Origin of the sequence: Serinicoccus profundi, from assembly GCF_008001015.1 — a bacterium.
GTDB lineage: Bacteria > Actinomycetota > Actinomycetes > Actinomycetales > Dermatophilaceae > Ornithinicoccus > Ornithinicoccus profundi.
Map to the genome: position 1 here is coordinate 2763043 of NZ_CP042862.1, position 14776 is coordinate 2777818.

21 protein-coding genes are annotated in these 14776 nt (G+C 72.6%); 8 read left to right on the plus strand and 13 right to left on the minus strand.

From position 1 onward, the window contains the following. The first annotated feature begins 134 nt into the window (after window positions 1-134). Complete coding sequence (locus FA582_RS16420; RefSeq protein WP_158640877.1) at window positions 135-302, plus strand: hypothetical protein; 168 nt, start codon at window positions 135-137, stop codon at window positions 300-302. A gap of 75 nt (window positions 303-377) precedes the next feature. Here the strand turns inward: FA582_RS16420 and FA582_RS12805 are convergent, their stop codons facing one another. The 3 genes from FA582_RS12805 to FA582_RS12815 form a co-directional block, all read right to left on the minus strand. Beyond that, window positions 378-578: a hypothetical protein gene (locus FA582_RS12805; RefSeq protein ID WP_141567595.1), complete on the minus strand. Its 201-nt coding sequence runs from the start codon at window positions 576-578 to the stop codon at window positions 378-380. Window positions 579-823: 245 nt separating this feature from the next. Beyond that, window positions 824-1453 (minus strand): MBL fold metallo-hydrolase, encoded by a 630-nt coding sequence (locus tag FA582_RS12810; protein WP_147899838.1) that lies wholly within the window; start codon window positions 1451-1453, stop codon window positions 824-826. Next, the gene (locus tag FA582_RS12815; protein ID WP_010149054.1) at window positions 1450-2619 is read right to left on the minus strand and encodes an S-(hydroxymethyl)mycothiol dehydrogenase; all 1170 of its coding nucleotides are present in this window, start codon (window positions 2617-2619) and stop codon (window positions 1450-1452) included. The genes FA582_RS12810 and FA582_RS12815 overlap by 4 nt, the downstream gene beginning before the upstream one ends. A 196-nt stretch (window positions 2620-2815) precedes the next feature. Here FA582_RS12815 and FA582_RS12820 point away from each other — a divergent pair, with 196 nt between their 5' ends. Genes FA582_RS12820 through FA582_RS12825 form a run of 3 tightly spaced genes read left to right on the plus strand, consistent with a single transcriptional unit; the run spans window position 2816 to window position 4242 of the window. Then, window positions 2816-3610, plus strand: a complete 795-nt coding sequence (locus FA582_RS12820) for a class E sortase (protein WP_158640878.1) — start codon at window positions 2816-2818, stop codon at window positions 3608-3610. Window position 3611: 1 nt separating this feature from the next. Further along, window positions 3612-3770, plus strand: coding sequence for a hypothetical protein (locus tag FA582_RS16565; protein WP_010149052.1), 159 nt, complete (start codon window positions 3612-3614; stop codon window positions 3768-3770). Window position 3771: 1 nt separating this feature from the next. After that, the gene (locus tag FA582_RS12825; RefSeq protein ID WP_010149051.1) at window positions 3772-4242 is read left to right on the plus strand and encodes a P-loop nucleotide/nucleoside kinase family protein; all 471 of its coding nucleotides are present in this window, start codon (window positions 3772-3774) and stop codon (window positions 4240-4242) included. A 64-nt stretch (window positions 4243-4306) separates the two neighbouring features. Here the strand turns inward: FA582_RS12825 and ispF are convergent, their stop codons facing one another. From ispF to FA582_RS12845, 4 genes are read right to left on the minus strand one after another with little or no spacing between them, the layout of a single operon-like run. Then, the gene (gene ispF / locus FA582_RS12830) at window positions 4307-4795 is read right to left on the minus strand and encodes a 2-C-methyl-D-erythritol 2,4-cyclodiphosphate synthase (RefSeq protein WP_010149050.1); all 489 of its coding nucleotides are present in this window, start codon (window positions 4793-4795) and stop codon (window positions 4307-4309) included. Then, complete coding sequence (locus FA582_RS12835; protein ID WP_147899839.1) at window positions 4792-5001, minus strand: hypothetical protein; 210 nt, start codon at window positions 4999-5001, stop codon at window positions 4792-4794. The genes ispF and FA582_RS12835 overlap by 4 nt, the downstream gene beginning before the upstream one ends. Continuing rightward, entirely contained in the window at window positions 4998-6017 is a 1020-nt protein-coding gene (gene ispD, locus FA582_RS12840; protein ID WP_147899840.1) for a 2-C-methyl-D-erythritol 4-phosphate cytidylyltransferase, read from the minus strand. The genes FA582_RS12835 and ispD overlap by 4 nt, the downstream gene beginning before the upstream one ends. Next, window positions 6014-6496 (minus strand): CarD family transcriptional regulator, encoded by a 483-nt coding sequence (locus tag FA582_RS12845; protein ID WP_010149048.1) that lies wholly within the window; start codon window positions 6494-6496, stop codon window positions 6014-6016. The genes ispD and FA582_RS12845 overlap by 4 nt, the downstream gene beginning before the upstream one ends. Window positions 6497-6773: 277 nt before the next feature. On the opposite strand from FA582_RS12845, the gene FA582_RS12850 reads away from it, so the two are divergent. Beyond that, entirely contained in the window at window positions 6774-7322 is a 549-nt protein-coding gene (locus FA582_RS12850) for a hypothetical protein (protein WP_010149047.1), read from the plus strand. Between the two features lie 13 nt (window positions 7323-7335). On the opposite strand, the gene phoU is transcribed toward FA582_RS12850, so the two are convergent. Continuing rightward, window positions 7336-8034, minus strand: a complete 699-nt coding sequence (gene phoU, locus FA582_RS12855) for a phosphate signaling complex protein PhoU (RefSeq protein WP_010149046.1) — start codon at window positions 8032-8034, stop codon at window positions 7336-7338. A 203-nt stretch (window positions 8035-8237) separates the two neighbouring features. Between phoU and FA582_RS12860 the strand changes: the two genes are divergently transcribed. After that, on the plus strand, window positions 8238-9500 hold the full coding sequence (locus tag FA582_RS12860) for a sensor histidine kinase (protein ID WP_010149045.1): 1263 nt from the start codon (window positions 8238-8240) through the stop codon (window positions 9498-9500). After that, a complete protein-coding gene (locus FA582_RS12865) occupies window positions 9497-10180 on the plus strand; it encodes a response regulator transcription factor (RefSeq protein ID WP_010149044.1) in 684 nt (227 codons plus the stop codon). Before FA582_RS12860 ends, FA582_RS12865 begins: the two co-directional genes overlap by 4 nt. A gap of 81 nt (window positions 10181-10261) precedes the next feature. Here the strand turns inward: FA582_RS12865 and FA582_RS12870 are convergent, their stop codons facing one another. The 3 genes from FA582_RS12870 to mshA are packed head-to-tail and all read right to left on the minus strand — an operon-like array spanning window position 10262 to window position 12841. Further along, window positions 10262-11017 (minus strand): phosphoglyceromutase, encoded by a 756-nt coding sequence (locus tag FA582_RS12870; RefSeq protein ID WP_010149043.1) that lies wholly within the window; start codon window positions 11015-11017, stop codon window positions 10262-10264. Window positions 11018-11034: 17 nt separating this feature from the next. Continuing rightward, window positions 11035-11556 (minus strand): YbjN domain-containing protein, encoded by a 522-nt coding sequence (locus tag FA582_RS12875; RefSeq protein WP_033229412.1) that lies wholly within the window; start codon window positions 11554-11556, stop codon window positions 11035-11037. Continuing rightward, window positions 11549-12841 (minus strand): D-inositol-3-phosphate glycosyltransferase, encoded by a 1293-nt coding sequence (gene mshA / locus FA582_RS12880; protein WP_010149041.1) that lies wholly within the window; start codon window positions 12839-12841, stop codon window positions 11549-11551. The genes FA582_RS12875 and mshA overlap by 8 nt, the downstream gene beginning before the upstream one ends. Before the next feature lie 94 nt (window positions 12842-12935). On the opposite strand from mshA, the gene FA582_RS12885 reads away from it, so the two are divergent. After that, window positions 12936-13733, plus strand: a complete 798-nt coding sequence (locus FA582_RS12885; protein WP_010149040.1) for a class I SAM-dependent methyltransferase — start codon at window positions 12936-12938, stop codon at window positions 13731-13733. Window positions 13734-13787: 54 nt separating this feature from the next. Here the strand turns inward: FA582_RS12885 and FA582_RS12890 are convergent, their stop codons facing one another. Then, window positions 13788-14414 carry a 3'-5' exonuclease family protein gene (locus FA582_RS12890; RefSeq protein WP_010149039.1) on the minus strand — a complete coding sequence of 209 codons (627 nt, stop codon included), beginning with the start codon at window positions 14412-14414 and terminating at the stop codon, window positions 13788-13790. Then, the gene (locus tag FA582_RS12895) at window positions 14411-14740 is read right to left on the minus strand and encodes a DUF2516 family protein (RefSeq protein WP_010149038.1); all 330 of its coding nucleotides are present in this window, start codon (window positions 14738-14740) and stop codon (window positions 14411-14413) included. The genes FA582_RS12890 and FA582_RS12895 overlap by 4 nt, the downstream gene beginning before the upstream one ends. Between the last annotated feature and the right edge of the window lie 36 nt (window positions 14741-14776).

Here is a 14776-nt window from a genome sequence, read left to right on the forward strand (position 1 = left end):
CTGCCGGTGGTCGAGGGCGTTCCCCGACCAGCTCCCGGGGCCGGTCAGGCCCGCCCGGGCGCCCGGGGTCGGACCCAGCCGGAGCGGTCCGGATCGCTGGACCGCACGCCGGAGCACCGGCATACCTCGCTGCGATGATGGACCGAGACCACCTGCGCGCGAAGCGGCAGCGCACCGTGGTCGGCCGCGAGCGCGACGACCGCCGCAGCGGCCAGACCGATGAGCAGGTGATCGGGAGTCGCCGCAGCGGAGAGCAGTACAACCACCGCGAGCAACGGCAGTACCACCCCGATGAGGGGTAGCCGGTCGCTGCGGGAGGTCATGACGAGCAGCCTACTCCGAGCGCCACGCCTCGATGTGCTGAGAACAGCGGACGCTCACCACTCCAGAGCGTGAGTGCGATGCACCCGCCACGACGCACGCAACTCCTCGACATCGTCCACCGGCACGTAGAACGGGCGATGCTGGGCGCCAGCCGTCGTCTCGACCAGGATCCGCGGAGGTTCTCGGGGCTCGCGCTGGACAAGGATGTCGGCGACCTCGTCCCAGGCCAGGTCCAGCGCCTTCGACGGGGGCATCCGCACATGGAGCCCGTCAGCATCGACAGACGTCCGGGTCGCGAGAGTCGACCACGCTTGCAGCGCGCACACGACAGCGAAGGCCGCTCTCCACGCCGCACCACCCAAGGTGCCGTCGAACGCCTCTAGCACCGCGAGGACGACAAAGGACACCGCGCCTACCAGTGGCACCCAGGTTCACTGCCGTGTCGGCGGCGTCCAGTCGCGCCGCTCCGGAGCGGACGCCTCCCCCGAGCCCCTCACGCTCACTCCCCCCGGTCTAGCCACCCCTGCCGATGCGGCTTCTCGGCGCCGATCGTCGTGTCGTCGCCGTGACCGGTGTGGACCACCGTCTCCTCGGGGAGCGTCAGCAGCCGGTCGGTGATGGACTGCACGATGACGTCGAAGTCGCTGAACGAGCGCCCCGTGGCCCCGGGCCCGCCCTGGAAGAGGGTGTCCCCGGAGAACAACACCCCCAGCTCGGGCACGTGGAAGCAGCAGGCACCCGGCGAGTGGCCGGGGGTGTGCAGGACCTCGAGGGTCACTCCCGCAACCTGGAGGGACTGCCCGTCCGCGAGGTCCTCGTCCCAGCGCCGCCCGGGGTGGGTGAGCTCCCATACCGGGGCCTCGGCGGGATGCAGGTGCAGCGGTGCGCCGGTGCGCTCCCGGAGGTCGAAGGCGGCGTCGACGTGGTCGCTGTGGGAGTGGGTGAGCAGGATGGCGCGCACCTGCCGGTCCCCCACGGCCTCGGCGATGGCGGCCGCGTCGTGCGGGGCGTCGATGATCACGCACTCGGCGTCGTCACCGAGCACCCAGACGTTGTTGTCGACGTCCCACGAGCCACCGTCCAGCTCGAAGGTGCCGCTTGTGGTCGCGTGGTCGATGCGGGCACTCATGCGCGCACCTCCGCGTCGGCGTCCGACCGGGCTTCCGCAGAGTCCGTGCCACCTCCCGCGGCCTCGTCGATGACGACGACCGAGCGCAACACCTCACCACCGTGCATCTTGTCGAACGCCGCCTCGACGTCGCCGAGTCCGATCCGCTCGGTGACGAAGGCGTCGAGGTCGAAGCGTCCCTGGCGGTAGAGGTCGATGAGCATGGGGAAGTCCCGGCTCGGCAGGCAGTCGCCGTACCAGCTCGACTTCAGCGACCCGCCCCGGCCGAAGACGTCGAGCAGGGGGAGGGTGATCTCCATCTCCGGGGTCGGAACGCCGACGAGCACGACGGTGCCGGCCAGGTCGCGGGCGTAGAACGCCTGCCGGTAGGTCTCCGGCCGTCCCACCGCGTCCACGACGACGTCGGCGCCGTTGCCGCCGGTGAGCTGCTGGATCGCCTCGACCGGGTCGTTGTCCTTGCTGTTGACGGTATGCGTCGCGCCGAACGTCTTCGCCGTCTCCAGCTTGCGGTCATCGACGTCGACGGCGATGACCGTGGTGGCCCCGGCGATCGAGGCACCAGCGATCGCGGCGTCGCCGACCCCGCCGCACCCGATGACGGCGACCGAGTCACCCCGCGTCACCCCGCCGGTGTTGACGGCCGCACCGAAGCCGGCCATGACACCGCAGCCCAGGAGCCCGGCCGCGACGGCGGAGGCCTCCCGGTCGACCTTCGTGCACTGCCCGGCGTGGACGAGCGTCTTCTCGATGAACGCGCCGATCCCCAGGGCCGGGCTGAGCTCGGTGCCGGCCATCTCATCACCCTCGGCGAGCGTCATCTTCTGGCTCGCGTTGTGAGTGGCGAAGCAGTACCACGGCTGTCCCTTCGCGCAGGCCCGGCACTGACCGCAGACCGCACGCCAGTTGAGGATGACGAAGTCACCGGGCTCGACCTCGGTGACGCCCTCCCCCACCGCCTCGACGGTCCCGGCTGCCTCGTGCCCCAGCAGGAACGGGAACTCGTCGTTGATCCCACCCTCGCGGTAGTGCAGGTCGGTGTGGCACACGCCGCACGCCTCGACCGAGACGACGGCCTCGCCGGGCCCCGGGTCCGGGACGATGATGTCGACGAGCTCGACGTCGGCTCCCTTGCGGCGGGCGATGACACCCTTGACGGTCTGCTGCATGCTGCGGTCCTCTCTGACGGGTCGCGGTGCCCAGCGCCGGGATGCGCTGCCCTGGTGGCGGGTCGGTGCGCCGGCGGCGGGCGTGCGGTGCTCCGCCCACGGTATGCGGTCACCACCTCCGCGCGCAGCCCGGGCACCCGAGGCCCGCCTCCGGCGAGCGCCTCCGCCGCCGCGAGTGACCGCATACAGTCTCCCTGTGGGTCGATCACGGGTGGGAGTGGCGCGCGCCACCGCTGGCGTGGTCGGCGAGCTGATGATGACCCTCGGGGCGCTGGTGCTGCTCTTCGCCGTATGGCAGTTCTGGTGGACCGACGTCGTCGCGGACGCGGCGAGCGAGGATCGCGTCGCGGCGCTGCAGGAGTCTTTCGCCTCCGGCGCCGAGATCTCTGGCGGCACCACGCAGGGCGGCGACGGAGCGCAGGGCGGCAGCGGCGGCGACCCCGACGAGCGCCCGCAGCAGGACGAGAGCATCGGCGACTCCCCTGGCCCTGCCGACCCCGACGACACCACGACCGACACCACCTGGGCCCAGGGAGAGGACCTCGCGCTGGTGCACCTGCCGACGGTCGGCGAGCTGCGGCCGGTCGCCCAGGGGGTCGACTTGTCGATCCTCAATCTCGGGGTGCTGGGGCACTACCCGAGCAGCGACCTGCCCGGCGAGGTCGGCAACTTCGCGGTCGCCGGCCACCGCACCACCTACGGCGCGCCGCTGTGGTCCATCGGCGAGCTCCAGCCCGGCGACCCCGTGGTGGTGGAGACGCAGGAGGGGTGGTTCGTCTACGCCCTCGACCGCACCCAGGTCATCGCGCCGACCCAGACCGAGGTCATCGCCGGGGTGCCCGGTGATCCCGCCGCCGAGCCGACCGAGGCGTGGATGGTCCTGACCGCCTGCCACCCGAAGTTCAGTGCGGCGCAGCGGATCGCGGCGTTCGCGCTGCTGGACCGGTTCGTCCCCCGGGCCGACGGCGCTCCCCCCGAGGTCGGTGCCTGAGATGTATGCCGCTCTCTGGCGCGCCCTGCCCGGACCGGTCTGGGTCCGCCTGCTGCTCGTGCTCCTCGCCCTGGCGTGCGTCGTGGTGGTCTGCTTCACCTGGCTCTTCCCGCTGATCGCGCCCCTGCTGCCGTTCAACGACCCGGACGTGCGGAGCTGACGTGGCGACGGTGATCCTCATGTGTGGCGCGGCAGGGTCGGGCAAGACGAGGTATGCCCGTGCGCTGGAGGACGCCGGGGCCCGCCGGTTGTCCTACGACGAGGAGTACTGGGCGCGGGGTTACCGCGGGCCGCACCCCGTGCCGGCGCCACGAGCGCAGGAGGTGAAGGACGACCTCGACCGGCAGCTGGAGGAGGTGCTGCGGGACGGGTCGAGCGACGTCGTCCTGGACTACTCGTTCTCGACCCGCGCGATGCGTGAGGAATACCGCGCGATCGCCGCCCGCTTCGGCGCGTCCACCCGGCTGGTCCACCTCACCGCCCCGGTGGAGGTGCTGCTCGCCCGGGTCGCGGCCCGCAACGGGTCGCACGCGAACGACGCGGTGCTGGCCCCGGAGGTCGTCCGCGCCTACGCGGCCGGTTTCGAGGTGCCCGGTCCGGACGAGGAGCCCGAGATCATCCGCACGGGCTGAGAGCGGCCTGACCATCTACGACGCCCGGTCGGTCACAGGGCGACCATCTGCGACGCCCGGTGGGTCAGGGCGTGGGGACGACCAGCGCCGTGGCGAGGCAGGCGACGCCCTCCCCCCGGCCGGTGAGGCCCAGGCCGTCCGTGGTCGTGGCGCTCACCGACACCGGTGCACCGCCGAGCGCCGCCGACATGGCGGCTGCCGCCTCATCGCGCCGCGGACCGACCTTGGGCCGGTTGCCGACGACCTGCACCGCGACATTTCCGACCTGCCAGCCGGCGGCCCGCAGCAGCTCGTGCACGTGCTCGAGCATCTGTCGGCCGCTGGCGCCGGCCATCTCGGGCCGCCCGGTCCCGAAGACCGATCCCAGGTCACCCAGCCCGGCCGCCGACAGCAGCGCGTCGCACGCGGCGTGCGCCGCGACGTCACCGTCGGAGTGCCCCTCGATGCCGCGCTCCCCCGGCCACTCCAGGCAGGCGAGCCACAGGGTGCGCTCGTCCTCGGCATACCCGTGGACGTCCACCCCGATCCCCGTGCGCGGCAGTGGTGTGCTCATCGGCAGGCTTCCTCGATCCGGTCAGCGGCATCCTCGACGTCGGTCTGCGCCGTGTCGATCCGCAGCTCCGCGCCCGGCCACGGCGTCCAGGCGCGGTCGCGCACCTCCGCCCACGTCGGCATCCGGTGGCCCTCGAGGTCGGGCCGGCGCTCCTGCACCCGGCGCCGGTGGATCTCGGGATCGGAGCACCCGAGCTCCACTCTCACCAGCCGCGCCCCGCTGTCGTGTGCGAGGCGCTCCCAGGCATCGCGCGCCTCGGGCACGGCGTTGACGAGGTCGGCGACGACGGCGCACCCCACGGCGAGCTGGTCGGTCGCGACGGCGAGGGCGGCGGCATACCCAGCGCGCCGAGGTCGGCCTCGGGCAACCCGCCGCGCAGGAGGGCCTGCTCGAGGGTGTCGACCCGCACGTGGGCCGCCCCGAGCCGCCGGCAGGCCGCGCGCGCGACCGTCGTCTTGCCCACCCCGGGCAGTCCGCTGAGGACCACGAGCACCGGGACCGGCTCCCCCGCCACGCCCTCGTCGGCCCACCGCGCCGCGACGTCGAGATCCTGCGGCGTCGTCACCTTGAGCGCGCGCAGATGACCGGCGACGACCGCGACGTGGCCACCGATGGCCTCGACCATGCCCGCGTCGTCGGTATGCCGCGCCTCGCCCCGCGCCTGCGCGTGGGCCCGCTCGAGGGTCTCGCGCAGGAAGCCCTGGGGCGTCTGCACGGCCCGCAGCGACGCCCGGTCGGGGGTGGCTGTCACCAGGTCGACCTCGCCGTGGGGCAGCACCTGCTTGACGGTGTCGGTCACCGGCAGCGCGGGCACGACGGCGGCGTGGCCGGAGCGCACGGCGTGGACGACCCGCTCGAAGACCTCGGGCGGGGTGAACGCGCGGGCGGCGTCGTGGACGAGCACGATGCCGACACGCGGCATGACGGCCAGGCCGGCCTGCACCGAGTCGACGCGCTCGGCGCCGCCGGGGACGACCTGGAGACCGACCTCTGCCGGCAGCAAGGAGTGGTCCAGCGCCTGCTCGAGCGCCGCCGCGCCGTCCCCAGGTGGGGCGACGACGACGACGTGTGACAGATCGGCGACCGCCGCGGCACCACTCAGCGCGTGGTGCACGAGCGGACGGGCCTGCGGGCCGGAGCCCACCGGGACGAGAGCCTTGGGCATCCCCGCCCCGAGCCGGGTGCCCTGGCCGGCAGCGACCAGGATCAGCCCGACGTTCAGGAGGCGAGGACCTCGTCGAGGGTGGCCTCAGCGGTGTCCTCGTTGGTCTTCTCGGCGAGCGCGAGCTCACTCACGAGGATCTGGCGGGCCTTGGACAGCAGCCGCTTCTCGCCCGTGGACAGACCGCGGTCTTTGTCGCGGCGCCACAGGTCGCGGACGACCTCGGCGACCTTGATGACGTCACCGGAGGCGAGCTTCTCGAGGTTGGCCTTGTAGCGGCGCGACCAGTTGGTCGGCTCCTCGGTGTGCTCGGCCCGCAGGACGGCGAAGACCTTGTCCAGGCCCTCCTTGCCGACGACATCCCGGACCCCGACGAGGTCACAGTTGTCAGCAGGTACTTCGATGGTGAGGTCGCCCTGTGCGACCTTGAGCTTGAGGTAGAGCTTCTCCTCGCCCTTGATGGTTCGCGTCTTCATCTCTTCGATGAGAGCGGCCCCGTGGTGGGGGTAGACAACCGTCTCTCCGACCTTGAACGTCATCGTGGTAAAGCCCCTTTCGCGGACCTCCAGGATACCACGCGTGGTGCAGGTCACTCAAGCGCGCGACCGACGTTTGTGCAGGTCAGGGGGTTGACATCACCTGAGGAGTATGCATCTGGAGGGTCGGACAAGACCCCCGGGGTATGCCGCCGCGCACCCCCGCGGACCCCTCCCGCGAGCCCTCCGGCTCCCCTCCCGCGGACCCCGACTCGACGGCGTCGTCGCAGGTCGCGCGGCACGCGGGCCGGTCGGTCGCGGCGGACGATAGGCTGTCCTCGTGACGACTGCACGCACTGCCCGCACCCGCCGCCTGGCCGCCCTGACGCTCGTGGCCCTGGCCACCCCCGCGCTCTCCGGATGCCTGGTCAACTCCCCGCAGGCCACCACCTTGGAGTACGCCCCCGCAGACGGGGTGCAGGCGGACGGCGAGACCATCGACGTGCGCGACCTCCTCGTGGTCAGCCAGGGCGACGGAGCGCCCGCAGTCGTCTCCGGGTCGGTCATCAACCAGTCCGCCGAGCCGGTGACCCTCACCGTGACGGTGGCGGGCGAGGCTCTCACGCCCGAGGTGACCGTGGAGCCCGAGTCCTCGGCCCGCCTGGACGGCATGGCCCCCGACGGCACCGCCGGGGAGCGCCTCGTGGTGCCCGCGCTGGACGCGACCGCCGGCCAGCACGTCGACGTGCGGATCACCGGCGGCGGCGAGACCCTGGCCGCCTCGGCACCCGTCCTGCTGCCGCAGGGCCCGTATGCCGACTACGCCGACGACGCGGGTGGCACCGTGGAGCCCCCGGCCGAGCACAGCGAGGGCGAGGGCGACCACTAGGTCGAGGTCCCGCTCAGCTCTCCCGCGGCACGCTGCCGGGGTAACGGTCGTCGGCGCCGGGCAGCTGCTCGTCGTGCCACACCCCGGTGACGAGGTAGACGACGCGCAGTGCGACGGAGACCGCGTGGTCGGCATACCGCTCGTAGTAGCGGGACAGCAGGGTGGCGTCCACGGTGACCTGGGTCGCCTGCGCCCACGACGGCTCCAGGAGCTTGCGGAAGACCTCGCGGTGCAGCCGGTCCATGGTGTCGTCGGCCTTCATGAGCTCGGTGGCGCCGTCGGCGTCCTTGCTGCCGATGATGTCGCCGGCCCGCAGGATCATCGCCTCGGCCGTGGTCGCCATCTCGGCGAAGATCGGGCGCAGTTCCTCGGGGAGCGCGTGGGAGGGGTAGCGCAGCCGCGTCAGCTTGGCGACGTGGCGGGCGAGGTCGCCGCTGCGCTCGAGGTCCGAGCTCATCCGCAGGGCGGTGACCATCTGCCGCAGGTCGGTCGCCACGGGCTGCTGGCGGGCGAGGACGTCGATGGCACGGTTGTCGAGCTCGCGACGCAGGGCGTCGATGAGCTGGTCGTCGGAGATGACCTCCTGGGCCAGCGACAGGTCGGTCTCCATGAGCGAGGCGGTCGCCCGCCTCAGCGCCGTCGCCGACAGTCGGCTCATCTGCACCAGCTGCTCGCTGATGAGGTCAAGCTCCTCGGTGAACGCGCTGCGCATACCTGGCTCCTCGTGGTCGGTGGGGGCGGCGGTCTTCCATTGTCGTGCACGTCGACAGGTGCCACCAGCGTGCGACGTTCGCAGGTCGACGTGAACGTCGTGCGACCCACAGATGAACTCTGGCCAGCCGGCCCCCGTATCCAGTGCTCGTGGTGCACCGATGGTGCACGAGGTGGTCACCAGAAGACCCTAGGCTGGTCATCGTGAACCCCTTCACCGCGGGTCTCCTGGGGCTCGCCCTCGGCCTGCTCCTGGCTGCGCTGGTGTGGTCGCTCAGTCGATCCGCCGGGCGCCCTGCCCACGACCCCGACCGCCAGTCCGAGGTCGACGTCGTGCCGGAGGGCGCCAAGCAGGTGCTCGCCGTGCTGCGCTCAGGGGCGATCGTCGCCGACAGCTCGGCCCGGGTGCACGTCGCGACCGGAGCCGCCCTGGCCTTCGGGCTGGTCCGGGGTGACGACCTCGTCAACACCCGTCTGCGCGAGCTCGTCGCCGAGGTCCTGTCCACGGGGCAGGTGTGCGAGGCCGAGCTGGAGTTCTTCCGTGGCCCGCTCGCCTCGGGCCAGGTGCTGCTCGCCGTGCGGGTCGCGCCCTTCGGGGACGGCCTCGCGCTCATCCTCGTCGACGACCGCACCCAGGCCCGCCGGGTCGAGGAGGTGCGCCGCGACTTCGTCGTCAACGTCAGCCACGAGCTCAAGACCCCTGTCGGCGGGCTGGCGCTGCTGTCCGAGGCGATCGCCGACGCGGCGGACGACCCCGAGGCGGTCGCCCGCTTCGCCGGGCGGATGAAGGTCGAGTCCGAGCGCCTCACCCGGCTGGTCGCCGAGATCGTCGACCTGTCCCGGCTGCAGGCCAGCGATCTCCTCGCGGACATGGTGCTCGTCGACGTCGCCGCCTGCGCGGCGGAGGCGGTCGAGCAGACCCGGGTCGTCGCGGGCGGCCGCACCGTGGTGGCCGCCCCCGCCGGGCGCCGCGACACGTTGCGCATCTACGGCGACCACGAGCTCGTGACGACCGCCATCCGCAACCTCGTGACCAACGCCATCGCCTACTCCGCCGACAAGACCCGCGTGGGGGTCGTCACCCGACGGGTCGACGACGTCGTCGAGGTCTCGGTCTCCGACCAGGGCAAGGGCATCTCGGCGCAGGACCAGGAGCGCATCTTCGAGCGCTTCTACCGCGTCGACCCGGCCCGGTCCCGCCGCACCGGCGGCACCGGTCTGGGCCTGTCGATCGTCAAGCACATCAGCGCCGGCCACGGCGGGTCCGTCTCGGTCTGGAGCGAGGAGGGGCAGGGCTCAACCTTCACCCTCAAGCTCCCCGCCGCCGTCGGTGACACCCGCGAGATCGGCTCCCCCGCTCCCTACCGTGGAGGACGTCCGGCGCAGGTGCCGGACCCCGCGCACGGTGACACCCCGCCCACCGCCGCGACGGCGGACCGTCCTGCTCGAGGAAAGGTGCACCCATGACCCGGATCCTGGTGGTGGAGGACGAGGCGTCCTTCTCCGACCCGCTGTCCTACCTGCTCGAGAAAGAGGGGTATGAGGTCACCGTCACCGAGACGGGCACCGACGGGCTGGCCGAGTTCGAGCGCAACGGCGCCGACCTCGTGCTGCTGGACCTCATGCTGCCGGGCATGTCCGGCGTCGACGTGTGCCGCGCCCTGCGACAGCGCTCCAGCGTCCCGGTCATCATGCTCACCGCCAAGGACTCGGAGGTCGACAAGGTGGTCGGCCTCGAGCTGGGCGCCGACGACTACGTCACCAAGCCCTACTCCGGCCGTGAGCTCCTCGCCCGCATCAAGGCGGTGCTGCGCCGGTTGAGCGAGCCGGAGGAGCTGCTCCCCTCCACCGTCGAGTCCGGGCCGGTCCGGATGGACGTCGAGCGGCATACCGTCTCGGTGGGCGGTGAGTCGGTCTCGTTGCCGCTCAAGGAGTTCGAGCTGCTCGAGATGCTGCTGCGCAACGCCGGGCGGGTGCTCACCCGCGGCCAGCTCATCGACCGGGTCTGGGGCAGCGACTACGTCGGCGACACCAAGACCCTCGACGTCCACGTCAAGCGGCTGCGCGCCAAGATCGAGCCGGACCCGTCCAACCCCCAGCACATCGTCACCGTGCGCGGGCTCGGCTACAAGTTCGAGACCACCTGACCCGGACCGCACGCAATCGAGGCAGGTGACTCCCGGCCGGAGGCCGGTGGGGGGAGCCCGGGGGCGAAGCCCCCCGGGGGTCTACTTCTTGCCCTGGTCCGCGACCGCCTGGATGGCGTCCGCCGCCGCGTCGGCGTCGAGGTAGCGCCCACCACGGGTGAGCGGGGAGAAGTCGGCGTCGAGCTCGTAGAGCAGCGGGATGCCGGTGGGGATGTTGAGCCCCGCGATGTCCTCGTCGCTGATGCCGTCGAGGTGCTTGACCAGCGCGCGCAGGCTGTTGCCGTGCGCGGCGACGAGCACGGTCCGGCCCGCCCTCAGGTCGGGCACGATCGCGTCGTCCCAGTAGGGCAGCATGCGGGCGATGACGTCCTTGAGGCACTCGGTGCGGGGCAGGTCGTCGCCGAGGTCGGCGTAGCGCGGGTCCCCGGCCTGGGAGAACTCGCTGTCGTCCTCGATGGGCGGCGGCGGGGTGTCGAAGGATCGGCGCCAGAGCATGAACTGCTCCTCGCCGTACTTGTCGCGGGTCTCGGCCTTGTTGAGCCCCTGCAGCGCGCCGTAGTGGCGCTCGTTGAGGCGCCAGTGACGATGCACCGGGATCCAGTGCCGGTCGGCCACGTCGAGGGCGGTGTTGGCGGTGGTGATGGCGCGACGCAGCAGGGAGGTGTGCAGCACGTCGGGCAGCAGGTCCTCCTGCCGGAGCAGCTCACCGGCGCGACGCGCCTCCTCGTGACCGGTCTGCGTCAGGTCGACGTCGACCCAGCCGGTGAAGAGGTTCTTGTCGTTCCACTCGCTCTCGCCGTGGCGCAGCAGGATCAGGGTGTATGCGGCCTCACTCATGGCGCCCACCCTACCGATCAGCGGGCCGGTGGCGGACCCTCGTGCCGGTCGTGCGCCTCGAGCTCGGCGCGGAAGGCCTCGAGGTTGGCCGTCGACTCCCCCCGGTCGAGGCGCCAGGCCCACTCGCGTCGGATCGAGGTCCAGAAGCCGAGGCGCAGCAGCTCGTTGAAGGGTTCGTCGCAGGCCGCCACCACTGCACCCAGCAGCTCGTCGAGCACCTGTTCGTCGAGCCCGGCCAGCGGCACGCGCCCGGTGAGGTAGACGTCGCCGCTGCGGTCCACGGCATACCCCACGCCCGGCAGACGCAGGGCCCGTCGCAGGAGGTAGCGGTAGACCGCCACGTGGTTCTCGTCGGGGTTGCGGATGACGAAGGCGCGCAGCTCCACGGCACGCTGCCCCACGACGAGGGAGAGCACGGTGCGCAGCTTGCGCTCCCCCGGCAGCGCGACCACGGTCTCGCCGGCCCGGGTGCCCTCCTCCCAGTCGACCCCGAGGGCGTCGAGGTGCTCGCGGAGCTGGGCCTGGGCGGCCTCATCCATGGTGTCCTCCTCGGTGGGCGCGGGCGTCGACCGCTGCGGCATAGGCCTCCAGCAGGGCGTCGACCGTGCGGTCCCAGGAGTATGCCTGGGCGTGCTCGGCCGCACGCGCCGACCATGCGGCGCGCTCGGTGGGGTCCTCGAGCCGGTGGAGCGCTCCCTGCAGCGCGCTCGCCCAGTCGCCGGGGTCGTGCCCGTCCACGAGGACGCCCACCTCGCCTACCGCGAGGGGCAGACCTCCGACCCGCGCGGCGACGACCGGCGTGCCGCAGGCCAGCGCCTCGATGGCGACGAGACCGAAGGACTCGTTGTGGGACGGCACGGCGACGAGGTCCGCCGCGACCATCCGCTGCGCGAGCTCCGCCCGGGAGACGGGCGGGCCGAAGTCCACGAGGTCCTCGATGCCCTCCGCCACCGCCAGCCGCTGCAGGGCCTGCGGCGCCGCGAGGCCGGAGCCGGACAGCCCGCCGAGCACCGACACCACGAGCCGGTCGCGCAGCCCGGGGTCGCGGCGGACCAGCTCGGCCGCGGCGCGGACCAGCACATCGGGCCCCTTGAGCGGCTGGATGCGGCCGACGAAGAGCAGCACCACGGCGTCCGGCGGCAGGCCGAGCTCCCGCCGCGCGGCGTCGCGGTCGCCGGGGCGGAAGGTCTCCAGGGCGACCCCGGGAGGCGCGACGTGCACGCGCTCGGGCGCGGCGGCATACCGCTCGATGAGGTCACGGGCCTCGGCCGGGGTGTTGGCGACCAGCGCGTCGGCGGCGTCGACGAGCTCCTGCTCCCCCTCGACCCGCTGCTGCGGCTCGGGGGTGTCGCCGGCGGCGAGGGCGGCGTTCTTGACCCGAGCCATGGTGTGCATGGTCTGCACGAGGGGCACGTCGAAGCGGCGGGCGGTGAGGCCGCCCGCCTGCCCGGAGAGCCAGTAGTGCGCGTGGATGACGTCGTAGTGCCCCTCGGCAAGACCCGCGACGTGCCGCGACAGGTCGTCGGCGAAGGCGCACAGGTGCCCGGGCAGGTCGTCCTTGGGCACGCCCTCGAACGGGCCGGCCGGCACGTGGTGGACGGTGACGTCGAGCCCCGGCGCGAGTTCGACGCTCTCGCGCACCGCCCCTGTGGCCCGGGTGAAGATGTCGACCTCGGTGCCGCGGCGGGCGAGGCGGGTGGCGGTCTCGACGACATACACGTTGAGACCACCCGCGTCACCGGTGCCGGGGCGGGTCAGCGGTGAGGTGTGCAGCGAGATCATCGCGACCCGGTTGACCGGTGGGTCGGCGGCTGTCGTGCTCACCCGGGCAGTCTGGCACGCGGGTCCGACCGACCGTGGCGCCTAGGGTGGTCCCGTGCCTGCCCGCCCCGCCCGCCGCAGCAGAGTCTTCGGCACGGTGACGCGCGGGACGACCAACCCCAACCGGTTGCGCAAGGTGGACCGCTGGATGGGGTATGCCCTCGGCGGGCTCCTGCGTGCCGCTCCCGCGCCTCCGGTGGTGGTCGACCTGGGGTTCGGGGCCTCGCCGGTGACGGTGCTGGAGCTGGCCGACCGGCTGCGCCGGGTCCGGCCCGACGTGCGCCTCGTCGGCATCGAGATCGACCCCGATCGGGTGGCGCGTGGGCTCGACCTGGCCGACCCGCCGGCGGTCGACTTCGTGCTCGGGGGCTTCGAGGTGCCGCTGCCCTCCTCGCTCGGGGTCGGCGCGCAGCCGACCGTGGTGCGGGCGTTCAACGTCCTGCGGCAGTATGCCGAGCCCGAGGTCGCGCCGGCGTGGGAGCAGGTGGTCGACAGGTTGGCGCCGGGCGGGGTGCTGGTCGAGGGCACCTGCGACGAGCTGGGGCGGTTGGCGACCTGGGTGGACGTGCGGCGCGGGACCGACGGCCGCCCCGAGCCGCGCTCGCTCACCCTGTCGCTGCGGCTGGCCGGGATGGAGTCGCCCTCGGTCGTGGCCGAGCGGCTGCCCAAGGCGCTGATCCACCGCAACCTGCCGGGCGAGCGGGTGCATACCTTCCTCACGGCGCTCGACGCGGCGTGGGCCAGGTCGGCGCCGATGGCGAGCTATGGCGCCCGGCAGCGCTTCGTGGCGTCCGCCCGCGCCCTGCGGGAGGAGGGCTGGCCGGTGCACGGCGGCGTCTCCCGGTGGCGGCTCGGCGAGCTGACCGTGGACTGGTCGGCCGTGGCCCCCGGGTGAAGCGTCGACCGCCACCGCGGTCGACGACCTCGTGTCAGACGATCCGGCCCAGGACTATCCGGTGAGCAACGTCCGGAGCAGGTGGGCGTAGCCCACGGCGTCATCGATAGCACGGTGCGTGTGCGGGACGTCGCCGAGGAGCCGGGGGTCGAGGGAGGAAGGCTCGAAGCCCCCTGGCGCACGGCCAAGGCGCGCGGCGGCGAAGGAGGCGATGCACAGGCCGGGCCCGTGGAAGATCCGGTCGCGCTCGTAGGGGCCCTGGGCCAGCCCGTAGGGCGTGAAGCGGCGCAGGTAGTGGTCCATCCAGGTCCCGTCGAACCCCAGGGGGCACGCGGCGAAGGTGCGGGGGGCCGGCAGCTCGCGCAGCCACTGCACGTAGTCATCCAGCACGATGGAGACCGGTCGGGCACCCGTGGTGCAGGCCGACCAGGCCTCTGGGACGGTCTGGAACCAGGCATACGTCTCGGGGTTCGGCGCTGCCCCGGGAAGCGACTCGAGGACCGCCTCGAACCTCCCGCACTCGCCCCCGGAGGCGGTCATGGCGACGGAGGCGAAGGAGCGCAGGGAGTTCGGGCCCGGGTGCGGACCGTCGACCTCGATGTCGGTGACGACATAGACCCAGGAGTCACTCGTTCCCGGGCCAGCCGGTTCGGGTGCGAGAACGCTGGGGTCGGCACTCACCAGGGGCCGTAGGGCCCCATGTGGGTGGTGGAGCCACCGCGGCCCTGGACCGACTTCACCGCGGGCCGGACGTCCGCGAGGTAGACCCCGGCGGCGACGACGGCGATGACGTTGAAGATGCTGAAGGGGTTGAACATGAAGATGAAGCCGATGAGGGCCGCCCCGCCGGTGAGCAGGAGCCAGAACTGCTTGGTCCGCTTGCTCGCCGCCACGAAGGCGTCGGCGCGGGTCCGGGCGCAGTCGATGAGCGCCCACAGCATCATCGCGAAGACGGCGACGCCCACGACGACCTGCAACAGGTTCTGTGCCTCGTAGATGGCTGGCATGTCCTCAGCCTACGCGCAGACGCTGGGGGCGCGCTG

Coding starts and splice junctions, on each gene's coding strand:
- FA582_RS16420 (WP_158640877.1), top strand. CDS start 135: ATGATGGACCGAGACCACCTGCGCGCGAAGCGGCAGCGCACCGTGGTC.
- FA582_RS12805 (WP_141567595.1), bottom strand. CDS start 578: ATGCCCCCGTCGAAGGCGCTGGACCTGGCCTGGGACGAGGTCGCCGAC.
- FA582_RS12810 (WP_147899838.1), bottom strand. CDS start 1,453: ATGAGTGCCCGCATCGACCACGCGACCACAAGCGGCACCTTCGAGCTG.
- FA582_RS12815 (WP_010149054.1), bottom strand. CDS start 2,619: ATGCAGCAGACCGTCAAGGGTGTCATCGCCCGCCGCAAGGGAGCCGAC.
- FA582_RS16565 (WP_010149052.1), top strand. CDS start 3,612: ATGTATGCCGCTCTCTGGCGCGCCCTGCCCGGACCGGTCTGGGTCCGC.
- ispF (WP_010149050.1), bottom strand. CDS start 4,795: ATGAGCACACCACTGCCGCGCACGGGGATCGGGGTGGACGTCCACGGG.
- FA582_RS12845 (WP_010149048.1), bottom strand. CDS start 6,496: ATGACGTTCAAGGTCGGAGAGACGGTTGTCTACCCCCACCACGGGGCC.
- phoU (WP_010149046.1), bottom strand. CDS start 8,034: ATGCGCAGCGCGTTCACCGAGGAGCTTGACCTCATCAGCGAGCAGCTG.
- FA582_RS12865 (WP_010149044.1), top strand. CDS start 9,497: ATGACCCGGATCCTGGTGGTGGAGGACGAGGCGTCCTTCTCCGACCCG.
- FA582_RS12870 (WP_010149043.1), bottom strand. CDS start 11,017: ATGAGTGAGGCCGCATACACCCTGATCCTGCTGCGCCACGGCGAGAGC.
- FA582_RS12875 (WP_033229412.1), bottom strand. CDS start 11,556: ATGGATGAGGCCGCCCAGGCCCAGCTCCGCGAGCACCTCGACGCCCTC.
- FA582_RS12895 (WP_010149038.1), bottom strand. CDS start 14,740: ATGCCAGCCATCTACGAGGCACAGAACCTGTTGCAGGTCGTCGTGGGC.